The organism is Paenibacillus sp. J31R30 (assembly GCF_059692115.1).
In genome coordinates, this window is record NZ_JCAUAV010000001.1 from 614,872 (window position 1) to 640,116 (window position 25,245).

The following is a 25,245-nucleotide window of genomic DNA, read 5'->3' on the forward strand; positions in this document are numbered from 1 at the left end:
ATGTTGAAAGAACGTTTAAATGAGCAATGGGAGCACTATCGCGGATCCTTAGGCGGTGTATGGGAGGTATGGCGTTCCGATAAGCTTCAAAATCATTACAATGTGCCTTGGCAATTGGTTACGCTTCCACACACGTACAATGGGTATGATGTGATGGATCCTGATAACAAATATTATCAAGGACAAGGCTGGTATCGAAACAAGCTGGAAATTAATAACCCTTATCCGAAGGGCAGAACGCTGCTGCATTTTGAAGGCGCGGGACAGCGTACGGACGTGTATGTGTATACAGAGAAAGTGGATTCCCATCTAGGTGGGTATGATGAGTTTACGGTAGACATCACGGAATCGATTGAGCGGGCAAAAGAGATCGAGCGGTATGCGGGGCGTGTGCCCATCGCGATTGGGTGCGATAACAGTCGAGAGCTAGAGACTATTCCTTCCGATGCGAGTGATTTCAATTTGTATGGCGGTGTGTATCGCTATTTAAATCTCGTCTATGTGCCGCAGATTTCCTTGGCGCAGGTGCATGTGGAAACACAAGTGGAAGAAGTTTCTGCGCAAACAGCTAGAAGCGGGAAAGTAAAAGTGTGTGCGAAGTTGTACAATCCTGATCAGCTTGCAGAGAATATCAAACTCACGGTTGTACTACAGCAGCAAGATGGAACGATTGTCGGGCAAAAGGAGATTTCACTGCCAGCATGGCAGGACGAGCAGGAGATTGCTGCCTTTGAGGTGCAGAATCCACATTTATGGTCGGTTTCTGACCCTTATTTATTCAACTGCTCCGTTTCACTCGTCTGTGCTGACGGTGAAACGACAAGCCAAGAACGGTTCGGCTTTCGAACGTTTGAATTTGTGAAACAAGGCCCGTTCAAGCTGAACGGCGAGCGCCTTTTGCTCCGCGGCACGCATCGCCATGAGGATCATGCGGCAGTCGGGGCAGCGATGACCGAGGACATGCTTCGAGAAGAGATGCAGCTCATCAAGGCGATGGGGGCTAATTTTATCCGCCTCGGCCATTATCAGCAGTCTCGAATTGTGTTGGATCTCTGCGATGAGCTGGGCATTCTCGTCTGGGAGGAAATCCCTTGGTGCCGCGGTGGACTCGGCGGTCCGGCATACCGCGAGCAATGCATCGATATGCTTACGGCGATGATCAATCAGCATTATAATCATCCTTCCGTCATTTTATGGGGACTAGGCAACGAGAACGATTGGGAGTGCGATTTTGATCATTTCGATCAGCAGGAAATTCGCACCTTCATGAAGAAATTGCATGAGCTATCGCATGAGCTGGATCCAAGTCGATTAACAGCGATTCGCCGATGTGAATTTTGCAAGGACATTATTGATGTGTATTCGCCTTCGATTTGGGCAGGCTGGTACCGGGGTGTCTATACCGATTATGTGTCAAGCTGTCAGACAGCTTTTGAAAATGTGGACTCATTCTTCCATATGGAGTGGGGCGCGGATAATTTGCCAACTCGGCATGTAGAGAAGCCGTACACGGGCTTTGCCTTTATGAAAAATGCCGATGGTGTCACGGACGAACGTGACGGGGATTATTTATTAACAGGCGGCGAGCCGCGTGTATCGCGTGATGGCGATTGGTCTGAAACGTACTTCTGTGAAATGATCGATTGGTACTTGAAATCGCAGGAGAAGATGGATTGGCTAACGGGGGCAGCGCAATGGTCTTTCAAGGATTTTGCAACGCCGGTTCGACCGGATTCACCGATTCCGTATTTGAATATGAAGGGAATCGTCGAACGTGATCTCACGCCGAAAGAAGCCTTCTATGTGTTCCAATCGTACTGGTCTGACAAGCCGATGGTCCGCATCTATGGGCATACGATGCCGATTCGCTGGGGCGCTGAGGGTGAACGTAAGCTGATTAAAGTGTACTCGAACGCTGCACAGGTTGAGCTGTTCCTAAATGGAGAGAGCTTGGGCGTAAAGCAGCGCGATTCACAGGATTTCCCTTGCGCCGGTCTGCGTTGGGAAACGGAACTTAACGCGGGGGAGTATCATCTTCGTGCAGAAACCATCTGCGACGGCCAGATTGTGAGCGACGAGCTGCAATTCACGTATCAATCGGACGTGTGGGGCGAGCCGACAGAGATCCAATTAACAACGGAATCTTTAGAGGATGGACGAGTTTACGTCGAAGTTCTTGCTTATGATGCGAAAGGTGTATTCTGCCCAGATGCAGCTCATTTTGTTCGCTTTGGATTAGCCGGTGATGGGAAGCTGATCGAGAATCTAGGAACGATTCGCGGCTCGCGGCAAGTTCAACTGGCGGGTGGGCGCGCTGGAATTTTCGTAGATCCGTTCGGTGGGCTGCCTGCTGGCATAACAGTAACTGATTTCGTGAGTGCAGGCGGACCAGCTTCCTCCTTGGCTTCCGTAACCAACGGTGCTCGCACAGCTGAGCGGAAGTACACTTCGGTCGTTAGCGCTGCCTGCGAAGGTATGTCAACAGTAACAGCAATTCTAGAAGTAACCAAATAAATCTTATTGGGAGGCTTACAAGATGAGTGAACTTTTGGAAGCAGCAAAATGGCAAAACGCACAGAAGCTCGGGGACATTTTGCCTGACGTGTGGAAAGAGCTGCAAGTGAAGGTAGATCGAATGATCGAGCAAATCGGCGAGAAATCCCCCCATGTTGCCAAGGAAGACGGCATCTATGATGATATGCGGATCGACTGGTGGACGTCAGGCTTCTGGCCAGGAATTCTATGGATCATGCATGAGATGACAGGCAAAGAGCACTACAAGGAAGCAGCTTGGGAGTGGGACGGCAAGTTTGAACAGGCCAGCATCCGGGATAATAATTTCCATCATGACGTCGGGTTCCAATATTTACCAACTGCGGTAATTAAACATAAGCTGACAGGGGATAAGGATGGATTGCGTCGCGGCCTTCAAGCGGCGAATTTCCTGGCAGGTCGATTCAATATCGCAGGTAACTTCCTTCGCGCGTGGAACCAAGATAAGCTAGGGTGGTCAATCGTTGATTCGACGATGAATCTGTCCATTTTATTCTGGGCAGCGGAGATGACTGGCGATCCGCGATTTGATCATATCGGAAGAGCACAAGCAGATACCGTTGTTCAGAAGTTCATCCGGGAAGACGGCTCCGTGAACCATATCTTGAGCTTCGATCCGAAGACAGGCGAGCTTATTGAATCGCTAGGCGGTCAAGGCGCAGGCCCGCAATCGGCTTGGAGCCGAGGCGCAGCATGGGCACTGCATGGTTTGGCGAATGTCTACCGATTCACGGGAGACACACAGTACTTGAAAGCAGCTCAGCGCGTGGCGAATTACTTCCTCGCCTGTTTGCCAGAGGATGATGTGGCACACTGGGATTTCCGTGCAGACGCGTCGCTGGAGAATGAGCCAAGGGACACTTCCGCTGCCTCATGCGCAGCTTCAGGGTTAATTGAGCTCGCGGAATTCCTGCCTCCTACAGAAGGCACGATGTACCTCAATGCGGCAGAGCGTATGCTATTATCGCTCACGCAGAAGTATGCCACATGGGATAAACCAGAGCACCAAGCCATTCTTCTAGAGGGTACTGGCAATAAACCGGCTGGCCAGAATGTGAACGTATCGCTCATTTATGGCGATTACTATTATGTTGAAGCACTTGCTAAGCTGCTAGGCTGGAAGCAGCGGATATTCTAAGCAATTGATCGTTTAACGAAGCGACACCACTTTTCTTTCAATAAGGGAAAGCGGTGTTTCTTTTTGCTTTTCGTGTATAATTAATTGAAATCTATTCAATTCGAACACGGGGGACTAGCTGTGACAATGAAAACATTACGATTTAGTACACGGAGTGTCATGGTGAATTGGCTCATTTCCTACATTTCTGTACTGCTCGTTCCTATATTGATCAGCGGCATTATTTATACCGCAACTTGGCATGTCATTGAATCGGAAGTCAATCGAGCCAACGAATCGCTGCTCAAACAGATTGAGCAAGCGATCGACAGCAACTTGGCTGGTATCGAACGCTTAAGTGTCGAGATGGCGCTCAGCAAACGTCTTGCCGGCTTCATTTCCGTATCGAAACCATTGAAGGATGAGCAGTATTATGACGTCGTTGAAATCGTCGATGATCTGCGCAAATATAAAGTAGCCAACGATTATATCGACCAAATTTACGTATATTACAAAAATAGTGATACCGTGGTCTCAACCCGCGATCATATCAACAGCCGTCAATTATATGAGAGAGTTCGGACGCGCGAAAACATGAGCTACGAGGAATGGCAGGCTATTTTTGATAAAAGATACATACAAGAGTACGCGCCAGTAACGATTCGCGAGGATGGAAAAGCGGTTAAAGCCGTGATGTATGCCAAATCGATCATTCTCGACACCCCAGAGCAGCCAGGTGCAATTATTCTATTTACAATTAAAGATACGAAGCTGCTTGAGAATATCATGTCACCTAATCATTCTTCTATCGCTGTACTCGATCGGCAGAACCGTTTGATTGCTTCAACGGGATTAGAAAAAAATCCTGATTTCCTGTCTGTCGACAAACTAACAAGCGAGAATGGCTTCTTTTATGATCACATGATAGACAAGCAGTATGCGGTGTCTTATACAACCTCGAATAGAGCCGGCTGGAAATATATTTCGATGATGCCTGCGGAGCTTTTTGATGAAAAAATGAAGTACGTAAAGAACTTGATCTCGATCAGTATCGCGCTCAGTCTCCTTATTGGAGGGATTGTAACGTTCCTGATGCTCAAACGAAATTACGATCCAATCAGCAAGCTGATTCGAAGTTTATCCACGCGATCCAGCATCTCCTTCAAGGAAGGCTCGAACGAGTATGGCTATCTGCAAGCTGCGCTGAATGACACTTTTACGGAGAAAGAGAAGATCGGTCAACGTCTGGAGCAGCATCGCGACACGATTCGTTCCCATTTCCTTCAAGGCTTATTAAAAGGCTCGCTTGAGCGGAATGTGCCTGTTCATGAATCTCTGGCCGTTCATAATATGGATCTGGCGACTTCTCATTTTGCTGTTTTGCTGTTCCATGTTGATCATTATGGCAAATTGGAGTCTTCAGAGTTTGCTTACGCCGAGAAGATCAAGCATATGCAGTTTATTATTATGAATGTCGCGGAGGAAGTTGTTGGTATTAAACACCAAGCATTCTCAACGGAATTGGACAATTTACAAGCGTGTATTATCAATTTTAAAATGAACCCTGACCCTGATGAGTTAGAAGTGATCGCGGAACAGGTGAAAGCCTTCATGTTGGATCATTTCCATGTGCATTTGACTATCGCGATTAGCCGCGTTCATCAAGAGTTGGCAGGTATCCCAGTGGCTTATCAGGAAGCGCTTTCCGCCCTTGAGTACCGTATGGTGATGGGAAGCGGCGAGATTATTCGATATATTGACTTGCCTGATGCTGAATCGGAACGTGAATCGAGCTACTATTATCCCTTGCATGTGGAACAGCAGCTGATCAATTTTGTGAAAACAGGTGATTATGATCAGTCCAAAGCGATGATTGATGAGATCATTGAAATCAATGTATCGGGTGCCTCCCTTTCTGTTCCTCTAGCGAAGTGTTTGATGTTCGATCTTATTTCCACCATGCTCAAAACCATCGATGAAATCGGTGCAAGCAACAAGCGGGAATTCATGAATCAGGTCAACCCGATTGACCGATTAACAGCGTGTACAACGATTAAAGATATGAGAGTGCAAATCGGCGATGTGCTGAAGCAAGTATGCCAATCCATTCAGCAGGATCGCAAGCAGGATCATAACCAGCTCAGTCAACAGATCATTGCCTATGTGAAAGAGAATTTCAGTTCCGCTGATTTAAATATTACGATGATCGGGGATGTTTTCGATTTAACCCCTTCGTACTTATCCAAGCAATTTAAAGCTCAGACAGGCGAAGCGCTGCTTGAACACATCAACAGAACGCGGATCGACGAGGCGAAAAGGCTTCTAGCGGTAGAATCTTCCTCGATCGTGGACATTGCAAGACGTGTGGGGTACGAGGATATCAATACGTTCAATCGTATTTTCAAGAAATATGAAGGAATTACACCGGGGAAATACAAAGACTTTGTGTAGCCTAGCGGGGGAAGATGCCACCTTATGGGTGGCTTTTTCTCTTTTTGCACGTTAGTTTCAATTTTAATGATGTGAAAATACAGATTTTGAAGATGGTTTTCTGTTTTTGATGATACCCAAACAGCGCTTTACTTCGCATAATAACGTTATCGGTGCACCGCACAAGACAGTGCGAGATGCATGAGCAAGCAGGAATATGCATTCACGAGGGGGATATCTATGAAGAAGCAGATGAAGACAATCGGCACGGCACTCTCCATTATTTTGGCAACAACAAGTTTACTAACCGCATGTTCGAAAGAGGAAGCAAGCAGTACGCCTAAAGCAACATCGTCAACAGTTCCAGTGACTGCGGCAGCGAAGTATCCAATTGCTACGACAGGCACGATTACTTCGTGGGAAGAAATTAATCCCAATATCACATCCATTGTTCCTAACTTAGGTGATTCAGCTTTTGGTAAACAGCTAGAGAAGGAAACAGGTGTAAAGGTTAAATATACGCATCCTGCAGATGGTCAGAAGAAGGAGCAATTCAATCTCTTGATCGCCTCCAACAATTTAACAGATGTGATCGAATATGATTGGAACAAAGAATATCCAGGCGGACCTGAGAAGGCGATCGCGGATAAGATGATCATTCCTTTGAACGATCTAATCGATAAGTTCGCACCGAATTTGAAGAAACTTTTACAGCAGGATAAAGAGTTGGATAAAATGCTGAAGACCGATAGCGGCAAATATTACGTATTCCCGATGATTCGTCCAGATAACGGGCTCGTATTCCGTGGTCCTATTCTTCGGAAAGACTGGTTGGATGAACTGAGTTTACCTGTGCCAACAACCATTGATGAATGGTATACCGTGTTGAAAGCGTTTAAGGAAAAGAAAGGTGCTACGGCTCCGTTCACTGCGCAATACAGTACAGGCAGCGAGCTCAATATCCAGGATGCCTTCATTGGTGCTTACAAAACAGCGAATCGCTATTACGTTGATGATCAAGGGAAAGTGAAATACGGTCCGATTGACCCGCAGTTCAAAGAAGTATTGACCCTTTTCCGCAAATGGTATGCAGAAGGTCTGATTGATAAAGATTTTGCCCTGAATACGGACTCGAAATCGCTCGATAACAAGATGCTTAGCAATGCATCCGGTTCAACTGTCGGACTGCTTAGCGTCATCGGCCGCTGGATGGATACGGCGAAGAAGAAAGAGCCGAACTACCATCTCATCGCAGCACCTTATCCAACCTTGAAGAAAGGCGAGCGTGCCTTCATTGGTCAGCGTGATTTCAAATATAATCCGTTAGCAAGTAAAGCCGTAACGACGGCTGCTAAGGATCCGGAACTTGCAGTGAAGTGGCTGGATTATGCCTACGGTGAGAAGGGGGCTACGTTGTTTAACTTCGGGATTGAAGGCGAAAGCTTCAACCTCGTGAGTGGTGTGCCAACTTGGTCCGACAAAATAACGAAAGATCCAAAGCTGAATTTGCAACAAATGGTCTCGCAATATACGAAGCCGAACGGGCCGTTCTTAGGGGATTCAAGAAAGAACTTCAACACCTATAAAGAGCAAAACGATGCGATGCAAATTTGGGCAGAAACCGATGCGGTGAAGCACGTTATGCCGACTTTCATTACGCCAACCGTAGAGGAAAGCAAGGAAATAGCTAAACTCAACACCGCGATTAGCTCCTATAAAGAAGAAATGTTCATTAAGTTTGTCATGGGCAAGGAGCCGATTGATAAATTCGACGAGTATGTGAAGCGCATTCAAGATATGGGAAGCGACAAAGTGCTCAAAATTTATCAGGATGCTTTCGATCGTTACAATAAGCGCTAAGCATTTGACAGAGAACGTGTCGGCCACCCGCTGGCACGTTCATCTTTAAGAAGACTGTTGAAGGGTGGACTATGAAATGGAAGCTATCAAACATGACTCGACACCTGTTTTCTTAGCCAACAAGCGGAAGAAAGCGGGCACCAAGCTCGGTCTGATCCTTGATATACGTAAGAATAAATACTTGTATGTGATGCTGCTGCCTGTATTGCTGTATTATGTCGTGTTTCATTATGCACCGATGTACGGGGCTATTATCGCATTTAAAGACTTCTCGCCAAGGCTTGGTATTTTGGGGAGCGATTGGGTAGGCTTTGACAATTTTCAAATGTTTTTTTCCGGTCCTTATTTTTGGCGGACAATAAAAAACACGCTGCTAATCAGCTTAAATGAGCTTATTTTTGGATTCCCGGCTCCGATCATTTTAGCGTTACTGCTCAATGAAGTGAAGAATGCTTTGTTTAAACGCAGCGTTCAAACACTGACCTATATGCCTCACTTTATTTCACTCGTTGTCATTTGTGGGATTCTGAAAGATTTTACGTCCAGCGAAGGTGTCATCAATGATTTGATCGCGTGGATGGGGGGAGAACGTACGACGTTTTTGCTTGAAGCGGACATGTTTCGTCCGATCTATGTATCTTCCGGCGTCTGGCAGCATATCGGTTGGGGCACAATTATTTACTTGGCAGCCTTAACGGGCATTGATCAAGAGCAGTATGAAGCGGCACGCATTGATGGCGCAGGACGATGGAAGCAGGCCATTCATGTGACGATTCCAGGGATTATGCCGACCATTATCATCTTGCTCATCCTTGAAATGGGGAAAATGATGAATGTAGGCTTTGAAAAGATTATTCTACTGTACAATCCAGGCACGTATGAAACAGCGGATGTCATATCCTCTTATGTATACAGGGTAGGGTTACAAGAGTTTAATTACAGCTTCAGCTCAGCAGTTGGTTTATTCAATTCTGCGATCAATTTCACACTGCTTGTTTGTTCCAATTGGATTAGTCGGAAATTAAACAATACGAGTCTGTGGTAGGCAGGGAGGAGGATGGACATGGAGATCAAAATGAAAGCGAAAATGAACAGGCCTTCATTAGGTGAAAGAAGTTTTGATTGGAGTAATGCGCTGTTTTTGACCGTACTTATGATCGTGACCATATATCCAATTATATATGTAGCTCTAGCTTCGATCAGTGATGCCAGTCAACTCATGGCGTATAGTGGAGTTCTTTGGAAACCACTGGGCTTCTCGCTGGAAGCGTATAAGAGCGTATTTGCAAATCCAATGATTATTAAAGGCTATGGAAATACTTTTTTTGTAGTCATCGTAGGACTTGTGTTCAACATTCTATTAACAGCTCTAGGTGCCTATGCCCTTTCTCGCAAAAGCTTGCAGTATCGCAAGCAAATCATGCTGTTCATCGTGTTCACGATGTTTTTCAGCGGGGGCTTAATTCCATTTTATTTGACGGTAAAAGGAGTCGGGCTGAATAATTCGCTATGGGCGATTATTATTCCGCATGCGATTAATACGTTCAATTTAATCCTGATGAAAACGGCCTTTGAAGCCATCCCCGATGCCTTGGAAGAATCGGCAAAGATTGACGGAGCGAACGATTTTGTCATTCTGTTTCGTATTATTTTACCGTTATCCATGCCAGTCATTGCTGTTATGCTGCTGTATTACGGCGTAAGCCATTGGAACTCATGGTTCCATGCGATGATCTTCCTACAGGACCGTACCTTGTACCCGCTTCAGCTGATTTTACGAGAAATTTTGCTGCAAGGAGAAGCTAGCTCGATGACGGGAGGAGCTTCAGCTGGCGATGTAGCCATGCTGTCTGCGACTTTGAAATATGCGACAATCATTGTAGCTACCGTACCGATTCTTCTCGTGTATCCGTTCCTGCAGAAGTATTTCGTCAAAGGCGCGCTGATCGGAGCTATTAAGGGATAGGAGGAGACGCAGGTATGAAAGACAGCAAGATGGGCGAAATCTGTTTGGACGTGGATTGGCAAAAGTTTCTGGCACCGAACGATATGGAATGGGTTGTGAAGCCAGTTAGCTGGGATGAAGGTGCGTTCATCGGAAATGGGCTCATCGGTGCGATGATATACGGCGAAGAGCATGCGAAGAAACGGCATGTACTGCGATTAGTGACGGGACGAACTGACGTTACAGCAACTCGGACGGATCGACCAGGCTTCCCGCCACGTGTACCGATCGGTGAACTGGACTTGGAGCTGGAGGGGATGATTTATCATCCGACCCAGCTGCGTTTGGATTTATGGAACGCGGAAGTTAGCGGGATGCTGACAACTACCAAAGGTGAAGTCAAGCTTCGTGCTTTGGTTCATAGCGAAGAACCCGTTATGTGTGTGGAGATTGAAGCTTCCAAAGGGGAGACAGGGGCAGGATTACGGTGGTATCCGCATGCGGAAGTCGATCCCGTATTGGTGAATGCGGATGGCATCAACTTGAATCAGTTTATTCCTGACGTACAGTTGAAGAAGATGATCCGGAATGGGGTTACTATCTCGGTTCAAAGCTATTCGACGCAAGAAGGCTGTGTGACTGCTTTCAAAGAAGTGCGGTTTTCTGAAACGCAGAGAGTTTGCTACTTGTCTGTGGCCAAGGGCTGTGACGAGCAGGCACAGGATGAGGCTGTTAACGCGGTTGTAAAGGCTTACTCTACACCTTATGAGGAATGGGTTGCGGCTCATCGTGCATGGTGGCATCGCTACTATCAGCTAAGCTTCATCTCCATCCCGGATGGACAATTGGAGAGCTTCTACTGGATTCAAATGTACAAACTGGCATCGGCAACAAGGGCAGATAAGCCGTTAATCGATAATCAAGGGCCATGGCTTGCGCCGACACCTTGGGCGGGCGTTTGGTTTAATATGAATGTGCAGATGAGCTATTCGCCGGTATATACGTCTGGAAGACTACCTGTTGGCGAGTCGCTTGTACGCGCGATTGCAGGCAATCAAGAGCAATTAATTCGTAATGTGCCTGCGCCATACCAGCATGATTCCGCTGGACTTGGACGTAGCTGCAGCTTCGATCTCGATAGCCAAGTGGACGATGAAGTCGGGAATTTGACGTGGATCTGTCATAGTTTATGGCGGCATTACCGCTATAGCATGGATGAACGATTGTTGAAGGATACGCTGTATCCGGTTTTGCGTAGAAGTATTAATTACTATATTCATCTTCTAGAAGAGGGCGAGGATGGCTATCTTCATCTGCCGCCTACGATCTCTCCGGAGTATGGTTCATTTATGAAAACAAAGGTGTGGGATTGCCATTACGATTTGGCACTTCTGCGTTGGGGCTGTGAAACGCTGCTGCATATTTGTGATCGTTTACAGTATGCGGATCCTCTCCGAGAAAGCTGGCTGCATATCCTGGATAGATTAACGCCGCTGCCTGTCGACGAAACTGGCTTCATGGTCGGGAAGGATACGCCGCTGGCATACGGGCATCGGCATTTCAGCCATTTGCTTGCGATATTCCCGCTGCATCTGATTGGCTGTGATCGCCAAGAGGATCGCGAGCTTATCGAGAAGTCGCTGCTGCATTGGATTCAAAAGGAAGGCGATCTACGTGGCTTCAGCCTGACGGGTGCAGCCTCTATTGCCGCCACATTGGGCAGGGGAAGTGAAGCGCTTCGTTATTTGAAAGCGTTGATGCACATTTTGAAGCCGAACACGATGTATAAAGAGGCAGGTCCCGTCATCGAGACGCCGCTCGCAGGTGCGGAAGCCATTCACGATATGCTGCTCCAAAGCTGGGGAGGGACGCTGCGGGTATTCCCTGCGGTCCCAGAGGAATGGCGAGAAGCCGCTTTTCATGACTTGCGGGCAGAGGGCGCGTTTTTGGTCAGCGCAGTAAGGCGGGAAGGCCGAACCTCCTGGATTCGGGTGAAGAGTCTAGAAGGGGAGCCATGTCGGATCAAGCCAGGCTGGAGAGGCGTTGTGAGATGGAGTACCACAGGAAATGAAGTCACAAACAGTAATGTTCTTGATGAAAACGAGGGAATTCTTCACATCGATTTGGCTAAGGGTGAAGAAGCCATCCTTTACCAAAGTGATGAAATGCCAGACTTTCGTATCCATGCGGTGCACACGCCAGATAGACCTATTCGCCCGTTCGGTGGTCTCAAGCCTTGGCGGTTGTATGGTTTTCCTGTACAGCGTGATTCCGCTAGCACCTGAATAAGGGGCAAGATATTGCAACAATAACAAAAGAGGGTGTCTCAAAGCCATGTGGCTTTGAGACACCCTCTTTTGGCGAACATAGCTGCTAATGGACTTGGAGGAAGGCATTCCTCCAAGTCACAGCGGTGAAACGTGCGAAAGTGCAACCTTTTCGATCGAATAAATCTCTCTTTTTGAAATGCGTGCGAAAGCGCAACTATTTCAGCCGGCACTCAACCTTTTGGTACCTAATAGGTCCAAAAGGTTGCACTTTTGCACTAATTCGTCTATGCGTAGCCGTTTTCCCCGAAAACGAGTGTACATTTGCATCTTTGACCACTTTCGCCCTCTTACAGTGGGCTTATTAACGTTATAGCTCGACCCTTTTGAAATTTGGAAAGGGATGTTCCGCCTCAGGCAGCGATGAGAGACTTACTAACTCGGCAACTTTCATTATTTCTTCCCAGATCGGCCAAACCTTTGGTGATGTATGTGCCTTGTCTTTGGCTTCTACGGACAACCACTCGAATATTTCGATTAGTGTACCATCTACAGAAATCAATGTTACAGCTGGGAACTCCGAAATGAGTCCTTCTTCTCGAAGAATCGGGACGTGACCCTTGATAATTTCGGCTAGCTCACTTTCTTTACCAGGATGAGGGCGATACATCGCCATGGTGAACATACTAGAATGAGACATCATAAACCACCTTTTACATATCGAATTGATTTCACTTGTGAAAATAAGTATAGCAGAACTGTTTTCATATCTCCATTTTTTTACATACGTCAAAGAACTTCTACCATGCAGAATAATCTGCTTGTAGAAGCTCTTTCTTTTGCACCTGCCTTTATAACGGATAACAAATGATGGTGTTATACATCGTTTTCTCATCTGCGATGTTCTCATAAACATGGGGCTGATCGGCGGAAAAGTGAATGGCATCCCCGGCCTTTAACTCATAGGTTTCATCCTGAATACGAAGTCGAAGCGCACCGCTGATCATCAAAATATATTCTTCGACGCCTTCGTAATGGGCTTCCGAGGCATGGGTGCAGCCGACTTCAATTTCAACCGTATAGATCTCAAATTGCTTTTTCTGCTCAAAAGGTACGATGGGGAATGCCCGATATTGGCCATCCTCCTCTAAAAACGGTTCAATCTCATCTAGATGGATGTGAGTCACCTTCGGGACATTATCCTCGATGAGCGAAGTAAACGAGATGTGAAGTCCATTTACGATTTTCCATAAAATAGAAATGGTTGGATTGGAATCCCCACGCTCGATCTGACCAAGCATCGCCTTGCTGACACCTGTTAAATCTGCAACCTGATCCAGACTGAGCGACCTTGCTTTGCGTATATTTTGAAGGTTTTTCCCGATCTTTTTATGAATTTGCTCCTGATCCATTGATTTCTCCTCTTCCTACAAGTACCTCAAGTATAAACCAAATTTAGCATAGCTGCGAAATATTTTCAAACACATATGTACAATATCCTGTCCGTATGTATAATATATTGTATATACAAGATAACGCACAAAAAGTTAATATAGTAAACTTTCTTCTTTTATTAAAAGGGGGTATTCAACATGAGAGAGACGATGATCGGACTTGTTAAAGAGGTACGTGGACCTGGTGCGGTTTTACGGGAAGTACCTATTCCACACTGTGGACCTGACGAGGTGTTGGTTAAGATAAAAGCAACCTCGATATGCGGGACGGATGTCCACATCTATAAATGGGATGATTGGGCGGAAAGCGCAGTCGTAACACCGAATGTATTCGGTCATGAATTCGCTGGCGTGGTTGAAGAGATTGGCAGCCAAGTGACCAATGTGAAAGTCGGAGATCATGTGTCAGCAGAAGGCCACATCGTATGCGGTGTATGTAAGGCATGCCGAACCGGCAACGCTCACGTCTGCCCGAATACGGTTAGCTTCGGGATTACAGCGCCAGGCTGTTTTACGGAATATGCGGTGGTTAAGGCATCGAATGTCATTCACAATAGACCGGATATGCCATTTGAGCTCGCTTGTTTGCAAGATCCGCTGGGGAATGCAGTACAGACCGTATTATCGGGAGAAATCGTTGGGAAGTCGGTCGTCGTCATCGGTACTGGGCCTATTGGGTTGATGGCGGTTGCTGTTGCCAAAGCGAGCGGCGCTGGCGTCGTGATAGCTGTTGACATCAATCCGTATCGCCTATCACTTGCGAAGCAAATGGGCGCAGACTATATCATCAATAGCCGAGTGGAATCCATGGTAGATGCGATTCGCGCTTATACCGGAGGAGAAGGTGCTGAAGTCGTCTTAGAAATGTCAGGATTCCCGGATGCGATTCGTGGAGGCTTTGAGGCTGCAGCTTCTGCAGCAAGAGTATCCTTACTCGGCATTCCTACGCAAGAAGTGCCCCTTGATTTATCGCGCCATATTATTTTCAAAGGCTTACGCATTGAAGGTATTACCGGTCGGCGTATGTACCAGACTTGGTATCAGTTAAAAGGTTTACTAGATCAGAATCGAATTGATTTGAGACCGCTGATCACACACACGTTTTCATTGAATGACTATGAGAAAGCTTTTGAACTGATGATATCGGGGCAATGCGGCAAAATCGTGTTTTTACATGATACGGAAGTTAAATTACCTTCAATTAAGGAGTGTGCGATTCATGGCTAGTTGGAACACCTTGCAGAACGAACTGGAGCAATTGCAAAAGGAGGGGCGCTACCGTCCGCTTACGGTATGGGAAAGCGGCTCTGGTGCATGGATGACGTTGAAAGGGCGCTCGGTGCTGCAAATGTCTTCTAACAATTATTTAGGACTTACCGATCATCCTGACATGAAGGAAGCGGCTATACGTGCGGTTGAAAAATATGGTGTTGGCAGCGGATCTGTGCGTACGATCACGGGAACGCTTGATATCCATGATCAACTGGAACAAGAGCTTGCCAAATTCAAGGGAACGGAAGCGGCACTCGTGTTTCAATCCGGCTTTACAGCGAATCAAGGCGTTCTAGCCTCGCTGCTTGGACCTGAAGATGTCGTTATCAGTGACGAGTTGAATCACGCCAGTATTATTGACGGTATTCGGTTAACGAAAGCGCAGCGGAAAGTATTTGCCCACAAAGATATGGATCAATTGGAAGCAGCATTAAAAGAGAGTGCTGGATTTCAGAAACGTATCGTTGTGACGGACGGCGTGTTTAGCATGGATGGCGACATCGCACCGCTGCCGACCATTGTGGAGCTGTGTGAGAAGTATGATGCCTTTGTCTATGTAGACGATGCCCATGCGAGCGGGGTACTAGGTAAGAACGGGAAGGGTTCGACGGATCATTTTGGTCTGCACGGACGTGTACACATCCAGATCGGTACCCTGTCGAAGGCAGTAGGGGCTGTTGGGGGATACGTGGCTTGTGAGCAAGTTGTCAAAGATTACTTAATTCACAAAGCGCGTCCTTTCTTGTTCAGTACCTCTCAAACACCAGCGGTAGCGGCTACTTGTCTCTCGGCCATTCAGGTGCTTCAGCAAAGCGGCGACCTCATCGCAAAGCTTTGGGAGAACGCGGCTTATTTCCGTTCAAAGGTGCAAGCACTTGGCTTCGACACAGGCGCCAGCGAGACACCAATCATTCCTGTTATCGTGGGGAATCCAGCAAAGACAATGCAGTTCTCTGACTTGCTTCTGCAGGAAGGTGTCTACGCGCAAGGGATCGTCTATCCGACGGTGGCTATGGACAAAGGTCGCGTGCGATTTATTGTGACAGCTCAGCATACACGGGAAGATCTGGATTTCGCGCTAAATGCGCTGCAAAAGGCAGGGAAACAGCTCAATCTATCCATTCATCAATAATTAACTATAAATATACCTACGTTAGTGATATCATATTGTCGAAATCCTAAGCTACAATGATCCTATTTGAATTGAGGCTACTTATGGATACACGACAATCTGATTCACCACCTATTAGCAAGCTTCGTGCACTTACCGAAGTGCTGCTCGTGTCGTCCAAACTAGGGCTGACTTCTTTTGGCGGACCGATCGCACATTTAGGGTATTTTTATAATGAATATGTACGAAAACGTCAGTGGATTGACGAGAAAAGCTACTCGGAGTTAGTTGCCCTTTGTCAGTTTCTACCCGGCCCAGCCAGCAGTCAAGTTGGGATTGGTATAGGTGTAATTCGCGCTGGCATGCTTGGAGGCCTAGTCGCTTGGCTAGGCTTTACACTGCCATCCGTAATAGCGCTAGTTATGTTCGCCTTTCTCCTAAAAGGATTGGACCTAAGCCATGCAGGTTGGATTCATGGGTTGAAAATCGTTGCCGTTGCTATCGTGGCGCAAGCCATTTTAGGCATGGGGCAGAAGCTTACGCCAGACAAAAAACGTGCGACATTAGCAGTTCTCGTCGCATCCGTTACACTCGTATGGCAGACCGCGTTCAGCCAAGTATTATTAATACTGGCGTCAGCCCTTATCGGCATGTGGATGTACAAGCAAACGAAAGTCTCGGAAGTTGCTCATGTTTCCATTCCGATCAGCCGAAAAGTGGCTGTTAGCTGCCTCTCCCTATTTATTGTCTTATTAATCGCATTGCCGCTCATTAGCGCAGCAGTGGGAACAACTGGCTTAGCGCTTTTCGATAGCTTTTATCGATCGGGTGCCCTCGTATTTGGCGGCGGACATGTCGTGTTACCGCTATTAGAACAAGCTGTTGTGCCCACGGGGATGATCAGTAAGGAAAATTTCCTCGCGGGGTATGGCGCTACGCAGGCAGTTCCTGGCCCACTGTTCACTTTTGCTTCCTACCTAGGTGCAATGATTCATGGAATTGGCGGCGCCATCATTGCGACAATTGCGATTTTTTTACCAGCTTTCTTCCTTATTGTAGGTGCGCTGCCATTCTGGTCGATCCTTCGCAATAATGCTCGTTTACAAAGTGCTTTAGTCGGCATTAATGCAGCAGTAGTTGGGTTGCTTTTGGCGGCGCTATACAATCCTTTATGGACAACCGCGATTATGGGGCCAACTGATTTTGTCCTGGTTTCCATTTTATTTACGATGCTGCACGTTTGGAAATTACCACCATGGATCGTTGTTCTTGCTGGCATAGTCGGAGGCATGGTAACGGGGTACGTTTAAGTTTGTATGAATCACAAAGATCCACCTTGGCGTGTAACGCAGGGGTGGATCTTTGTTTTTCTGTGAATGAACTGTGCGAGACGCCAATCTTACTTGGTGCTAGTAAAGTTAACCCCATGTTTTCTCGCGAGTACATAGAATCCATACACCGCAGAGACAGCGATGAAATATGAGACGAAGGTCCAGCCAAGATTCCAACCGTGACCGTATTCAACTTTTCCGACCAAGTAGGCAATATACTCTAAAGAAGTTAATACGATACATACCAAAAGTAAAACGATCAAGGGTTTCTTTTTCTTAAAATCAATCCAATAGATCTCTAAGCAGGCTGCCAACGGATAGAGTCCAATGTCAAATGGGAGCGCAGAGATCGTTTCATCATCTTCAATTAACGGTGTGAAATCCCAGAAATCCACATGATAGCCAATGGCGTTAATTAGGGAAGAGATGATGGCAGAAACCGGGAAAATAAGTATGGCAATGGTTGGCGCCTTCTTAAACCAAGCAATCCCAAATATCCACGGAATAATAAAGCCTACAATGATATTAATAAGGATACGTCCCACTCCTCTTGATCGTAGTTACTATCAAGTATGACCCGTACCTCTTGGCATATATACCCACTGCACTTATCGAGATGTGTCCTGAATAACGGTAATCGTATTGTCGCCGCCTACATAAATGCGATTCGTGCGCGGGTTTAGCAGCATAGCACCAGATCCTTTGCCAACTTTCAGCTTAGTCAGTGGCTTTAGGCTGCTGCCATCGTAAACGATTAGCGGTGCTGTTCCGGTCTCTGGCGATTCGGAGATGAACAAGTGGTTCGTATTCGGATTCACAAGCACATTCGTAAAGGCAGGTACGGTTAAAGTGCCACCGACTTTGTTCGTGCTGCTATTGATGACAAAAAGTCGGCCTTTGACGGAAATTTGTGCACTTGAGACATAAACTCGATTGGTGGACGGGTTAATTGTGATGTCCCTTTGCCGTCTGCCGAGTTGAATTTTGCGAACCTTCGTCGTTCGCAGGTCAACAACCGAGCAATAACGACTTAGATTATTCGCAACATATAGTCGATTTGTATGCCTATCTAGGACTGGAGTGATGACGGGGTTTTTTCCGACCTTTACGGTTTTAAAAATTCCATGCGTATCCCCTTTAATAATAGATAACGTATCAGTGGTCGTATTCGTTACGTAGATGCGATTCGTCCATTCATTGATTACAATTTGAGAAGGACGTCCGGTGAAAGGAATTCTGCTTTGTACTTTATTGGTAGTTCCGTTCAAAACTACGAGATCAGCGTTTTTTGAATCTAATGAGATCGTTGTCACATAAATAAGATTTGTACGCGAATTGACTGCGATATGATCGACGCGTTCACCTACTTTGATCGTGGAGATGACTCGATTCGTGAGGCCGTTTATGACGGAAACGGTTCCATCAAAGAAGTTGGCTGCATAGATGCGATTCGTCCGCGTGTTGACGGCCATGTAGTAAGGCATTTTGCCTATTTTAATTGTGGTTAAGACTTTGTTTGTTTTTGTGTCCAGAACACCTATAGCATCGTCACCTTGAATAAAGTAGACCCTGTTCGTAATGGGGTTAATGGCAAAATATAAAGCCGGATTGCTCACGGGAATTGATGTAATCAAGCGAGGTAAGGTTGGTTTGATGCGAAGCTTCGAAACACGGACTGATTTACGGATAAGCATGAGGGATCCCCTTCCCATAGACATGTGGTTCTTAAATCATATTCATGTTCATGCCGGTAGGGAACAATTTAGGCACGAAGGCCAAGAGAAGCATTGGGAGCTTGTTCGAAATAAGTAGTGTTGAAGAGCCTAGCGATTCGTCGTGGGGCTCTTTTTTAATTATACATATGTTAATTAACTGAATATTTAATATAAGGTTAAAAAATTATTCATATTGGTCAATTTGTTTTCTTATCCCGCTTTCTTTTAGTAGTTAAAATGAGAGAAGAATCACCAAACGGACAAGCTGCCGTTAGACAAGGTTAAAAGAAAGGGGGCTAGTCAGTTTCATGAAAGCGCTTAATAATGTGCCATCAGAGACAGGCGACAACTTAGATTTTATGGAGGTGGGGACATGTTAAAAAGAAATATATCAGTAATGTTAGCAATTACGATTTTATTTAGTTTATTTACTTTTGGTTCTGGCGTAACTCTTGCGGCTGGACCGGATCAACCCGTGGTTACGACAACAACTAATTCAGTTAGTTTAACGTGGACAACTGTTCAGGGTGCTAATAGCTATAATGTGTACCGTTCGCCAAGCAGCAATGGTACATTCGTCAAGATGAATACCTTGGACATTGTTGCAACGAGCTATACGGACGCGGGCTTGACGGCGAACACGAGATATTACTACAAGATCTCATCTGTAAGCACTGGCGTAGAATCCGCTCTTTCTGTGGAAACATCAGCTCTGACAGAGCCGGATTTCGGACCAAATGTGTTTGTATTTGATCCACTCGCAGATCCGACACAAACAGCTGTCGACGTTGAAACGAAAAGTGCTGAATTATTCGCACAGCAAGAAACCAATCAATTCGGTACGCAAAGATATGCCATGCTTTTCAAGCCAGGCGCCTACAAAGCTAGTATTAAAGTAGGTTTCTACACACAAGTTTCCGGTTTAGGGCAAGTTCCCGACGATGTCACCATAAATGGCGGCGTAACGGTTGATGCCAATTGGATGACGAATCATAATGCTACTCAAAACTTTTGGCGCTCCGTCGAAAACTTGGCTGTAGCACCTACTAATGGAGATATGAAATTTGCAGTTTCGCAAGCAGCGCCTATACGACGGTTGCATGTAAAAGGCAATTTGTCACTGCACGACCAAGGCGGATGGGCAAGCGGCGGATTTTTGGCAGACTCGTTAGTTGATGGAACTGTGAATTCTGGATCTCAGCAGCAATGGTTTACGAGAAACAGTAAATGGGGCACATGGAATGGATCATTATGGAATACAACCATTGTTGGTTCCGAGAATGCACCTGCAGAAGATTGGCCTACAAAAGCTTTCACAGTCGTAGATAAAGTACCGGTTATTCGTGAAAAGCCATTTCTGACCTTCGATTCCGTGACTAAAAAGTATAAAGTGTTTGTGCCAGATGCGGTCACTAATAAAAGTGGAACGAGTTGGTCAACAGGTACAACGGCGGGTACTTCTATTGCGATTGAAGATTTCTTGATCGCAGACACCTCAACATCCGTTGCTACCATCAATGCTGCGCTTGATCAAGGTAAGCACCTTTTGTTTACGCCAGGCGTGTACCATTTCACAGATACGGTTAAAATTACGAAACCTAATACGGTTGTGCTGGGTCTTGGACTTGCAACCTTGCATTCAGACAATGGTATTGTAGCCCTCTCTGTTGCAGATGTAGACGGTGTGAAAATTGCCGGTCTCCTATTTGAAGCAGGAAGCGTGAATTCACCTGTCCTTATGGAGGTTGGTCCAAAAGGTAGTTCAAACGATCACTCAGCGAATCCGACTTCCTTGCACGATCTTTATTTCAGAGTCGGCGGCGATGCGCTTGCCAAAGCTGATGTCAGTATCGAAATCAACAGCAATAATGTCATTGGAGACCATTTCTGGGTATGGCGTGCCGATCATGGTACAGGCGCTGGATGGGATTCCAATACGACGATCAACGGAATGATTGTTAATGGGAATGACGTGACCATGTACGGGCTTTTTGTGGAACATTTTCATGAGTACCAGACGGTATGGAATGGAGAACGGGGAAGAACTTACTTTTATCAAACCGAAATTCCCTATGATGTTCCGAATCAAGAAAGGTGGATGAGCAACAACGGCACCGTGAATGGTTTCGCTTCTTATAAGGTTGCCGATTCAGTAAATTCACATGAAGCCTATGGCTTGGGAATATACTCCAATTTCACCGGCGGAATCGTGTCTATGGAGAGCGGTATTGAGGTTCCAGATAAGCCGGGCGTGAAAATACATCATGCAACCACGGTTTCCTTAAATAAAAGAGGTGAGATTACTCACATCGTTAATGCGATGGGATCTCCAGTGAATCCTGCAACGATGCGAGCAACGCTTGGAGATTACGAGCCTAGAACTGTTGTTAGTATTACAGATGTTAGTGCGGCGACAATAACAGGGAAAGCTCCTGTATTACCTGCAGTTGTTAAACAAGTTTTTACTGATTCTACAACAAAACAGGTAGCTGTAACTTGGGATAGCATAGATTCATCGAAATATGCATCGGCTGGAAGCTTTACAGTGAATGGAACAGTTAGCGGTAGTGCAATCCGTGCGATAGCTCATATTACTGTAACTGCTGCGCCAACTGTACCTGTAACGGGGATTAGTATTACAGGAGCTAGTGGTGCTACTACGATAACTGCTCAAAGCGGTACATTGCAAATGTCAGCTGCAGTGACGCCTTCAAATGCAGATAATACCACTGTTACTTGGTCCGTGATGAATACAAATGGAACAACAACGGATCTTGCGAAAATTAGCGCAGGTGGTCTGTTAGAAGCGTTTAGGAATGGAACGGTTAAGATCATCGCAACAGCGAATGACGGTACCGGTGTTAAGCAAGAAATGAATGTAGTGATCAGCGGTCAATCGAAAGCTTTTTTAAATAATGGGTGGGCATGGGTGAGAGAAGATATTAATCTCTGGGAGCCCAACTCCAATAATGTGAATGAAATGAGATTAACGACAAAAGAGGGGCAATGGTCTGCTCTTTCAACTAAACCAATCCCGATTCTCTACAGAGTTCCTGGTTCAAGTGATTTTACGATCTCAACGAAGTTAAATTTTGCTCCATCAAATAACTATGAATGGGCAGGTCTAGTTGTGTATCAAGATGATCTCAATTTCATTTCTTTGGGTCGTCAGTATAATACGGGTGCTACAACTCCTGCCCTTAATAGCTATAATCAGATTAGGTTTTCGCAAGGTCTACCCAACGGGTCGGCAGTTAGACAAACAGATAATAATGACATAGATCCGTTCGCATCTGGTGATGTATTCTTGAAAATTACAAAAACGGGCAATACGTATATAGGGGAATATAGTGGAGACGGAGTTAATTGGACTATTTTCCAAAAAAATGTTAGTAGCTACACTGCTACTTTAACAAACCCCAAAGTTGGTATTTTTGTAAGGAAACTGAATACAGGAATTGCTGCCAGAACGGCTGTGTTTTCAAACTTCAAAGTAAATGGCAATATTGTACCTTTCTCGAATCCTTTGACTAACATAAATGTAACAGGAGCTAACGGAGGAACAGCGATTACGGCGAACGATGGCTTACTACAAATGTCAGCAGCTGTATCCCCAGCAAATACGAACAACCAAACAGTCACGTGGTCAGTCTATAACACAGACAATTCACCAACGGATAAGGCAACAATTAACACGAGCGGAATGTTAACTGCCGTGAAAAATGGCCAGGTAAAAGTCGTGGCGTCAGCCAATGATGGCTCCGGCGTAACCGGAAGCGCGACGATCAACATAACTGGCCAAATTATCGAAGTTGCATCAGTTGGTGTAACGGCTGCAAGTGGAGCATCAGCGATCACTTTGAAAAGCGGCACTCTTCAAATGTCAGCAGCGGTGTTACCTGCGGATGCGGATAATCAAACGGTAACGTGGTCCGTAGTGAACATGGATGATACACCTACCGACAAAGCGACAATCAGCGCAAGTGGATTGTTAACTTCTGTAAATAACGGCCAAGTAAAAGTTGTGGCGACAGCCAATGACTTGTACGGTGCAATTGGGTCCAGGGTCATTAACATTTCCGGTCAAGTACTTACACCACCGACGATTAATCTTGTGTCTGCAAGAGATGGACATGTGTCTCTTGGTTGGAGTCAAATGAACGAATCGATCACATACTCAGTTTACCAACGAACAGCGGGCGCATCTTACGGAACTGCAGTGGCAACTGTTAGCGGAGATGTATACAACTTTGACGCGACAAGCTTGGTGAACGGAACGACTTATTATTTTGTTGTGAAAGCGACTTATCCGGGCGGAACCAGCGATGCTTCCAATGAGGTAAGTGCCACACCGCAAGTGCCAGCTCCTGGAGTTCCTGTGTTACAGGCTGTTGCAGCAGGTGATAGTCATGTGAATCTGACGTGGGATCCGGTTGACGGCTCATCGGAATATCAAGTATTCATCGGTACAATATCAGGAACGTATAGTTTATCTCCTGTAACTGTCAACAGTTCTGTATACAGTTATGATGCTATTGGACTAACAAATGGCACGACCTATTATTTTGTTGTTAAAGCTGTCAATCCAGGCGGAACCAGCGATTCTTCTAATGAAGTTAGCGCTATGCCACAAGCTTCAGTTGTTGACGTAACGGGTATCCTCCTAAATCAATCAAGCCTTAGCTTGGCACAAGGTGCTTGGGATACGTTGACAGCATCTGTTCTTCCAGCAAATGCGACGAATAAAAACGTAATTTGGAGCTCGAGCAATACAAATGTTGCAAGCGTTGATACAAATGGGAAAGTTACGGCGATCTCAGCTGGTACAGCGGAGATTATGGTAACGACTGAAGACGGCAGCTTCACAGCGACAGCTTCAGTTACTGTTACTGCTCCTGTATCTCCAGATCCAGATCCTGTACCTGTACCTGTACCTGTTCCTGTTCCTCTCGCTCCGTCATCAACGGATCATGTCATCACCATCCAACAAGATCAACTAACAAACAGCGGAAATGGCACAACCACTGTTGCGATCCCAACTGACAAATCAGAGATCAGACTTCCTGGGAATATTACCGAGTTAATTTCTCAGAACAATCTGGAGATCAAGTCAGACGCATTAACCCTTTCGTTCCCGTCCGAAGTGCTTAACCAATTAACAGATAAGCTCACTACGGATCAAGTAAAGGGCAGTACAATATCTCTGAAGCTTGACATCGTCACGCAAGGGGAAGCGAAAAACCTCATTAATAGCAATAGTGCAAATACAGAGAATAAATTAGTTGGCGATGTTTACGAGTTCCATTTGTTCATTCAGACAGCGGACGGTAAAACAGTTGAGCTTTCGAAGTTCAGTCAGCCGATTACAATTGAGTTGAAGGTTCCAGCAAGCGTGAATCCGGCATTAGCAGGAATTTATTATATTGCTAATGATGGAACACTGACGTACGTGGGTGGCAAATTAGATAAAGATGTCATCACAGCGGAGATTAATCACTTTAGTAAATATGCTGTGCTTGAAGTATCCAAGTCCTACTCCGATGTGCCTTCCAGCCATTGGGCTTCCAATGTGATCAAGGAGCTTGCTGCGAAGCAGATCGTTGAGGGTACAAGTGCGACAACCTTTGAACCTGGACGCAGCGTCACACGTGCCGAGTTCACGACGCTTCTAGTGAGAGCTTTGAAGCTTACGGAAAAAGGCGAAATGGCATTTGCTGATGTGAAAGTAAGCGACTGGTTCGCAGATAGCGTTTCTATCGCAGTGAAGGCAGGAATTGTACAAGGTAGAAGTACAACTATGTTTGATGCGAACGCGCAAATTAGCCGTGAGGAGATGGTTACTTTACTTCTTCGAGCGTACGAGTTCAAGAATGGGAAAGTCGCTAGCTCAACTACTCCAACATTCGCAGATGAAGATCAAGTCTCTTCATGGGCGGCAGGATTTGTGAGATCGGCAGCAGCGCTGCATTTGATTCAAGGTCGCGGTGCAAACCAATTCGACCCGAAAGGCATTTCAACGCGTGCCGAAGCCGCACAAGTTCTTTTCAATCTATTAGCAGCTACGAAGGCGCTTTAAGAGGCCTCTAGCTCTCATATCGCAACACAGTTGAATCTGTAGTAATCGGGTTTACATGGGGCAATTCATTTAGTAACGACAAGTGCTGATTGAATTGCCCCATTTTATTTTAAT

General features: G+C 46.0%; 15 protein-coding genes. 11 read left to right on the plus strand and 4 right to left on the minus strand.

From position 1 onward, the window contains the following. From AC58QO_RS02035 to AC58QO_RS02065, 7 genes are all read left to right on the plus strand, one after another. Positions 1-2,514, plus strand: coding sequence for a glycoside hydrolase family 2 TIM barrel-domain containing protein (locus AC58QO_RS02035; protein ID WP_497263591.1), 2,514 nt, complete (start codon positions 1-3; stop codon positions 2,512-2,514). Positions 2,515-2,536: 22 nt separating this feature from the next. Further along, on the plus strand, positions 2,537-3,691 hold the full coding sequence (locus tag AC58QO_RS02040; RefSeq protein WP_497263593.1) for a glycoside hydrolase family 88 protein: 1,155 nt from the start codon (positions 2,537-2,539) through the stop codon (positions 3,689-3,691). A gap of 126 nt (positions 3,692-3,817) precedes the next feature. Next, on the plus strand, positions 3,818-6,121 hold the full coding sequence (locus AC58QO_RS02045; protein ID WP_497264367.1) for a helix-turn-helix domain-containing protein: 2,304 nt from the start codon (positions 3,818-3,820) through the stop codon (positions 6,119-6,121). 219 nt (positions 6,122-6,340) lie between these two features. Beyond that, positions 6,341-7,960 carry a type 2 periplasmic-binding domain-containing protein gene (locus AC58QO_RS02050; protein ID WP_497263595.1) on the plus strand — a complete coding sequence of 540 codons (1,620 nt, stop codon included), beginning with the start codon at positions 6,341-6,343 and terminating at the stop codon, positions 7,958-7,960. 76 nt (positions 7,961-8,036) lie between these two features. Then, complete coding sequence (locus AC58QO_RS02055; RefSeq protein WP_497263597.1) at positions 8,037-9,005, plus strand: ABC transporter permease; 969 nt, start codon at positions 8,037-8,039, stop codon at positions 9,003-9,005. Positions 9,006-9,023: 18 nt separating this feature from the next. Then, complete coding sequence (locus AC58QO_RS02060; RefSeq protein ID WP_497263599.1) at positions 9,024-9,926, plus strand: carbohydrate ABC transporter permease; 903 nt, start codon at positions 9,024-9,026, stop codon at positions 9,924-9,926. Between the two features lie 14 nt (positions 9,927-9,940). Then, a complete protein-coding gene (locus AC58QO_RS02065; RefSeq protein WP_497263601.1) occupies positions 9,941-12,190 on the plus strand; it encodes a glycosyl hydrolase family 95 catalytic domain-containing protein in 2,250 nt (749 codons plus the stop codon). A gap of 352 nt (positions 12,191-12,542) precedes the next feature. Here AC58QO_RS02065 and AC58QO_RS02070 read toward each other — a convergent pair whose 3' ends face one another. Both AC58QO_RS02070 and AC58QO_RS02075 read right to left on the minus strand, forming a co-directional pair. After that, positions 12,543-12,872: a hypothetical protein gene (locus AC58QO_RS02070; protein WP_497263602.1), complete on the minus strand. Its 330-nt coding sequence runs from the start codon at positions 12,870-12,872 to the stop codon at positions 12,543-12,545. Positions 12,873-13,023: 151 nt separating this feature from the next. Continuing rightward, a complete protein-coding gene (locus AC58QO_RS02075) occupies positions 13,024-13,584 on the minus strand; it encodes a helix-turn-helix domain-containing protein (protein WP_497263604.1) in 561 nt (186 codons plus the stop codon). A gap of 180 nt (positions 13,585-13,764) precedes the next feature. Here AC58QO_RS02075 and tdh point away from each other — a divergent pair, with 180 nt between their 5' ends. From tdh to AC58QO_RS02090, 3 genes are all read left to right on the plus strand, one after another. Beyond that, the gene (gene tdh / locus AC58QO_RS02080) at positions 13,765-14,853 is read left to right on the plus strand and encodes an L-threonine 3-dehydrogenase (protein WP_497263606.1); all 1,089 of its coding nucleotides are present in this window, start codon (positions 13,765-13,767) and stop codon (positions 14,851-14,853) included. Continuing rightward, positions 14,846-16,030, plus strand: a complete 1,185-nt coding sequence (locus AC58QO_RS02085; protein ID WP_497263608.1) for a glycine C-acetyltransferase — start codon at positions 14,846-14,848, stop codon at positions 16,028-16,030. Before tdh ends, AC58QO_RS02085 begins: the two co-directional genes overlap by 8 nt. 83 nt (positions 16,031-16,113) lie before the next feature. Continuing rightward, positions 16,114-17,319, plus strand: coding sequence for a chromate transporter (locus AC58QO_RS02090; protein WP_497263610.1), 1,206 nt, complete (start codon positions 16,114-16,116; stop codon positions 17,317-17,319). Between the two features lie 89 nt (positions 17,320-17,408). Here the strand turns inward: AC58QO_RS02090 and AC58QO_RS02095 are convergent, their stop codons facing one another. Next, on the minus strand, positions 17,409-17,885 hold the full coding sequence (locus tag AC58QO_RS02095; protein WP_497263612.1) for a CBO0543 family protein: 477 nt from the start codon (positions 17,883-17,885) through the stop codon (positions 17,409-17,411). Between the two features lie 63 nt (positions 17,886-17,948). Further along, positions 17,949-19,034 (minus strand): YncE family protein, encoded by a 1,086-nt coding sequence (locus tag AC58QO_RS02100; protein ID WP_497263614.1) that lies wholly within the window; start codon positions 19,032-19,034, stop codon positions 17,949-17,951. Between the two features lie 394 nt (positions 19,035-19,428). Between AC58QO_RS02100 and AC58QO_RS02105 the strand changes: the two genes are divergently transcribed. Beyond that, positions 19,429-25,131, plus strand: a complete 5,703-nt coding sequence (locus AC58QO_RS02105; RefSeq protein WP_497263616.1) for a pectate lyase-like domain-containing protein — start codon at positions 19,429-19,431, stop codon at positions 25,129-25,131. Positions 25,132-25,245 lie beyond the last annotated feature (114 nt).

Bases quoted from the DNA above. Each gene is read 5' to 3' on its own strand.
- AC58QO_RS02035 (WP_497263591.1), top strand. From the start codon at position 1: ATGTTGAAAGAACGTTTAAATGAGCAATGGGAGCACTATCGCGGATCC.
- AC58QO_RS02040 (WP_497263593.1), top strand. From the start codon at position 2,537: ATGAGTGAACTTTTGGAAGCAGCAAAATGGCAAAACGCACAGAAGCTC.
- AC58QO_RS02045 (WP_497264367.1), top strand. From the start codon at position 3,818: ATGAAAACATTACGATTTAGTACACGGAGTGTCATGGTGAATTGGCTC.
- AC58QO_RS02050 (WP_497263595.1), top strand. From the start codon at position 6,341: ATGAAGAAGCAGATGAAGACAATCGGCACGGCACTCTCCATTATTTTG.
- AC58QO_RS02055 (WP_497263597.1), top strand. From the start codon at position 8,037: ATGGAAGCTATCAAACATGACTCGACACCTGTTTTCTTAGCCAACAAG.
- AC58QO_RS02060 (WP_497263599.1), top strand. From the start codon at position 9,024: ATGGAGATCAAAATGAAAGCGAAAATGAACAGGCCTTCATTAGGTGAA.
- AC58QO_RS02065 (WP_497263601.1), top strand. From the start codon at position 9,941: ATGAAAGACAGCAAGATGGGCGAAATCTGTTTGGACGTGGATTGGCAA.
- AC58QO_RS02070 (WP_497263602.1), bottom strand. From the start codon at position 12,872: ATGTCTCATTCTAGTATGTTCACCATGGCGATGTATCGCCCTCATCCT.
- AC58QO_RS02075 (WP_497263604.1), bottom strand. From the start codon at position 13,584: ATGGATCAGGAGCAAATTCATAAAAAGATCGGGAAAAACCTTCAAAAT.
- tdh (WP_497263606.1), top strand. From the start codon at position 13,765: ATGAGAGAGACGATGATCGGACTTGTTAAAGAGGTACGTGGACCTGGT.
- AC58QO_RS02085 (WP_497263608.1), top strand. From the start codon at position 14,846: ATGGCTAGTTGGAACACCTTGCAGAACGAACTGGAGCAATTGCAAAAG.
- AC58QO_RS02090 (WP_497263610.1), top strand. From the start codon at position 16,114: ATGGATACACGACAATCTGATTCACCACCTATTAGCAAGCTTCGTGCA.
- AC58QO_RS02100 (WP_497263614.1), bottom strand. From the start codon at position 19,034: ATGCTTATCCGTAAATCAGTCCGTGTTTCGAAGCTTCGCATCAAACCA.
- AC58QO_RS02105 (WP_497263616.1), top strand. From the start codon at position 19,429: ATGTTAAAAAGAAATATATCAGTAATGTTAGCAATTACGATTTTATTT.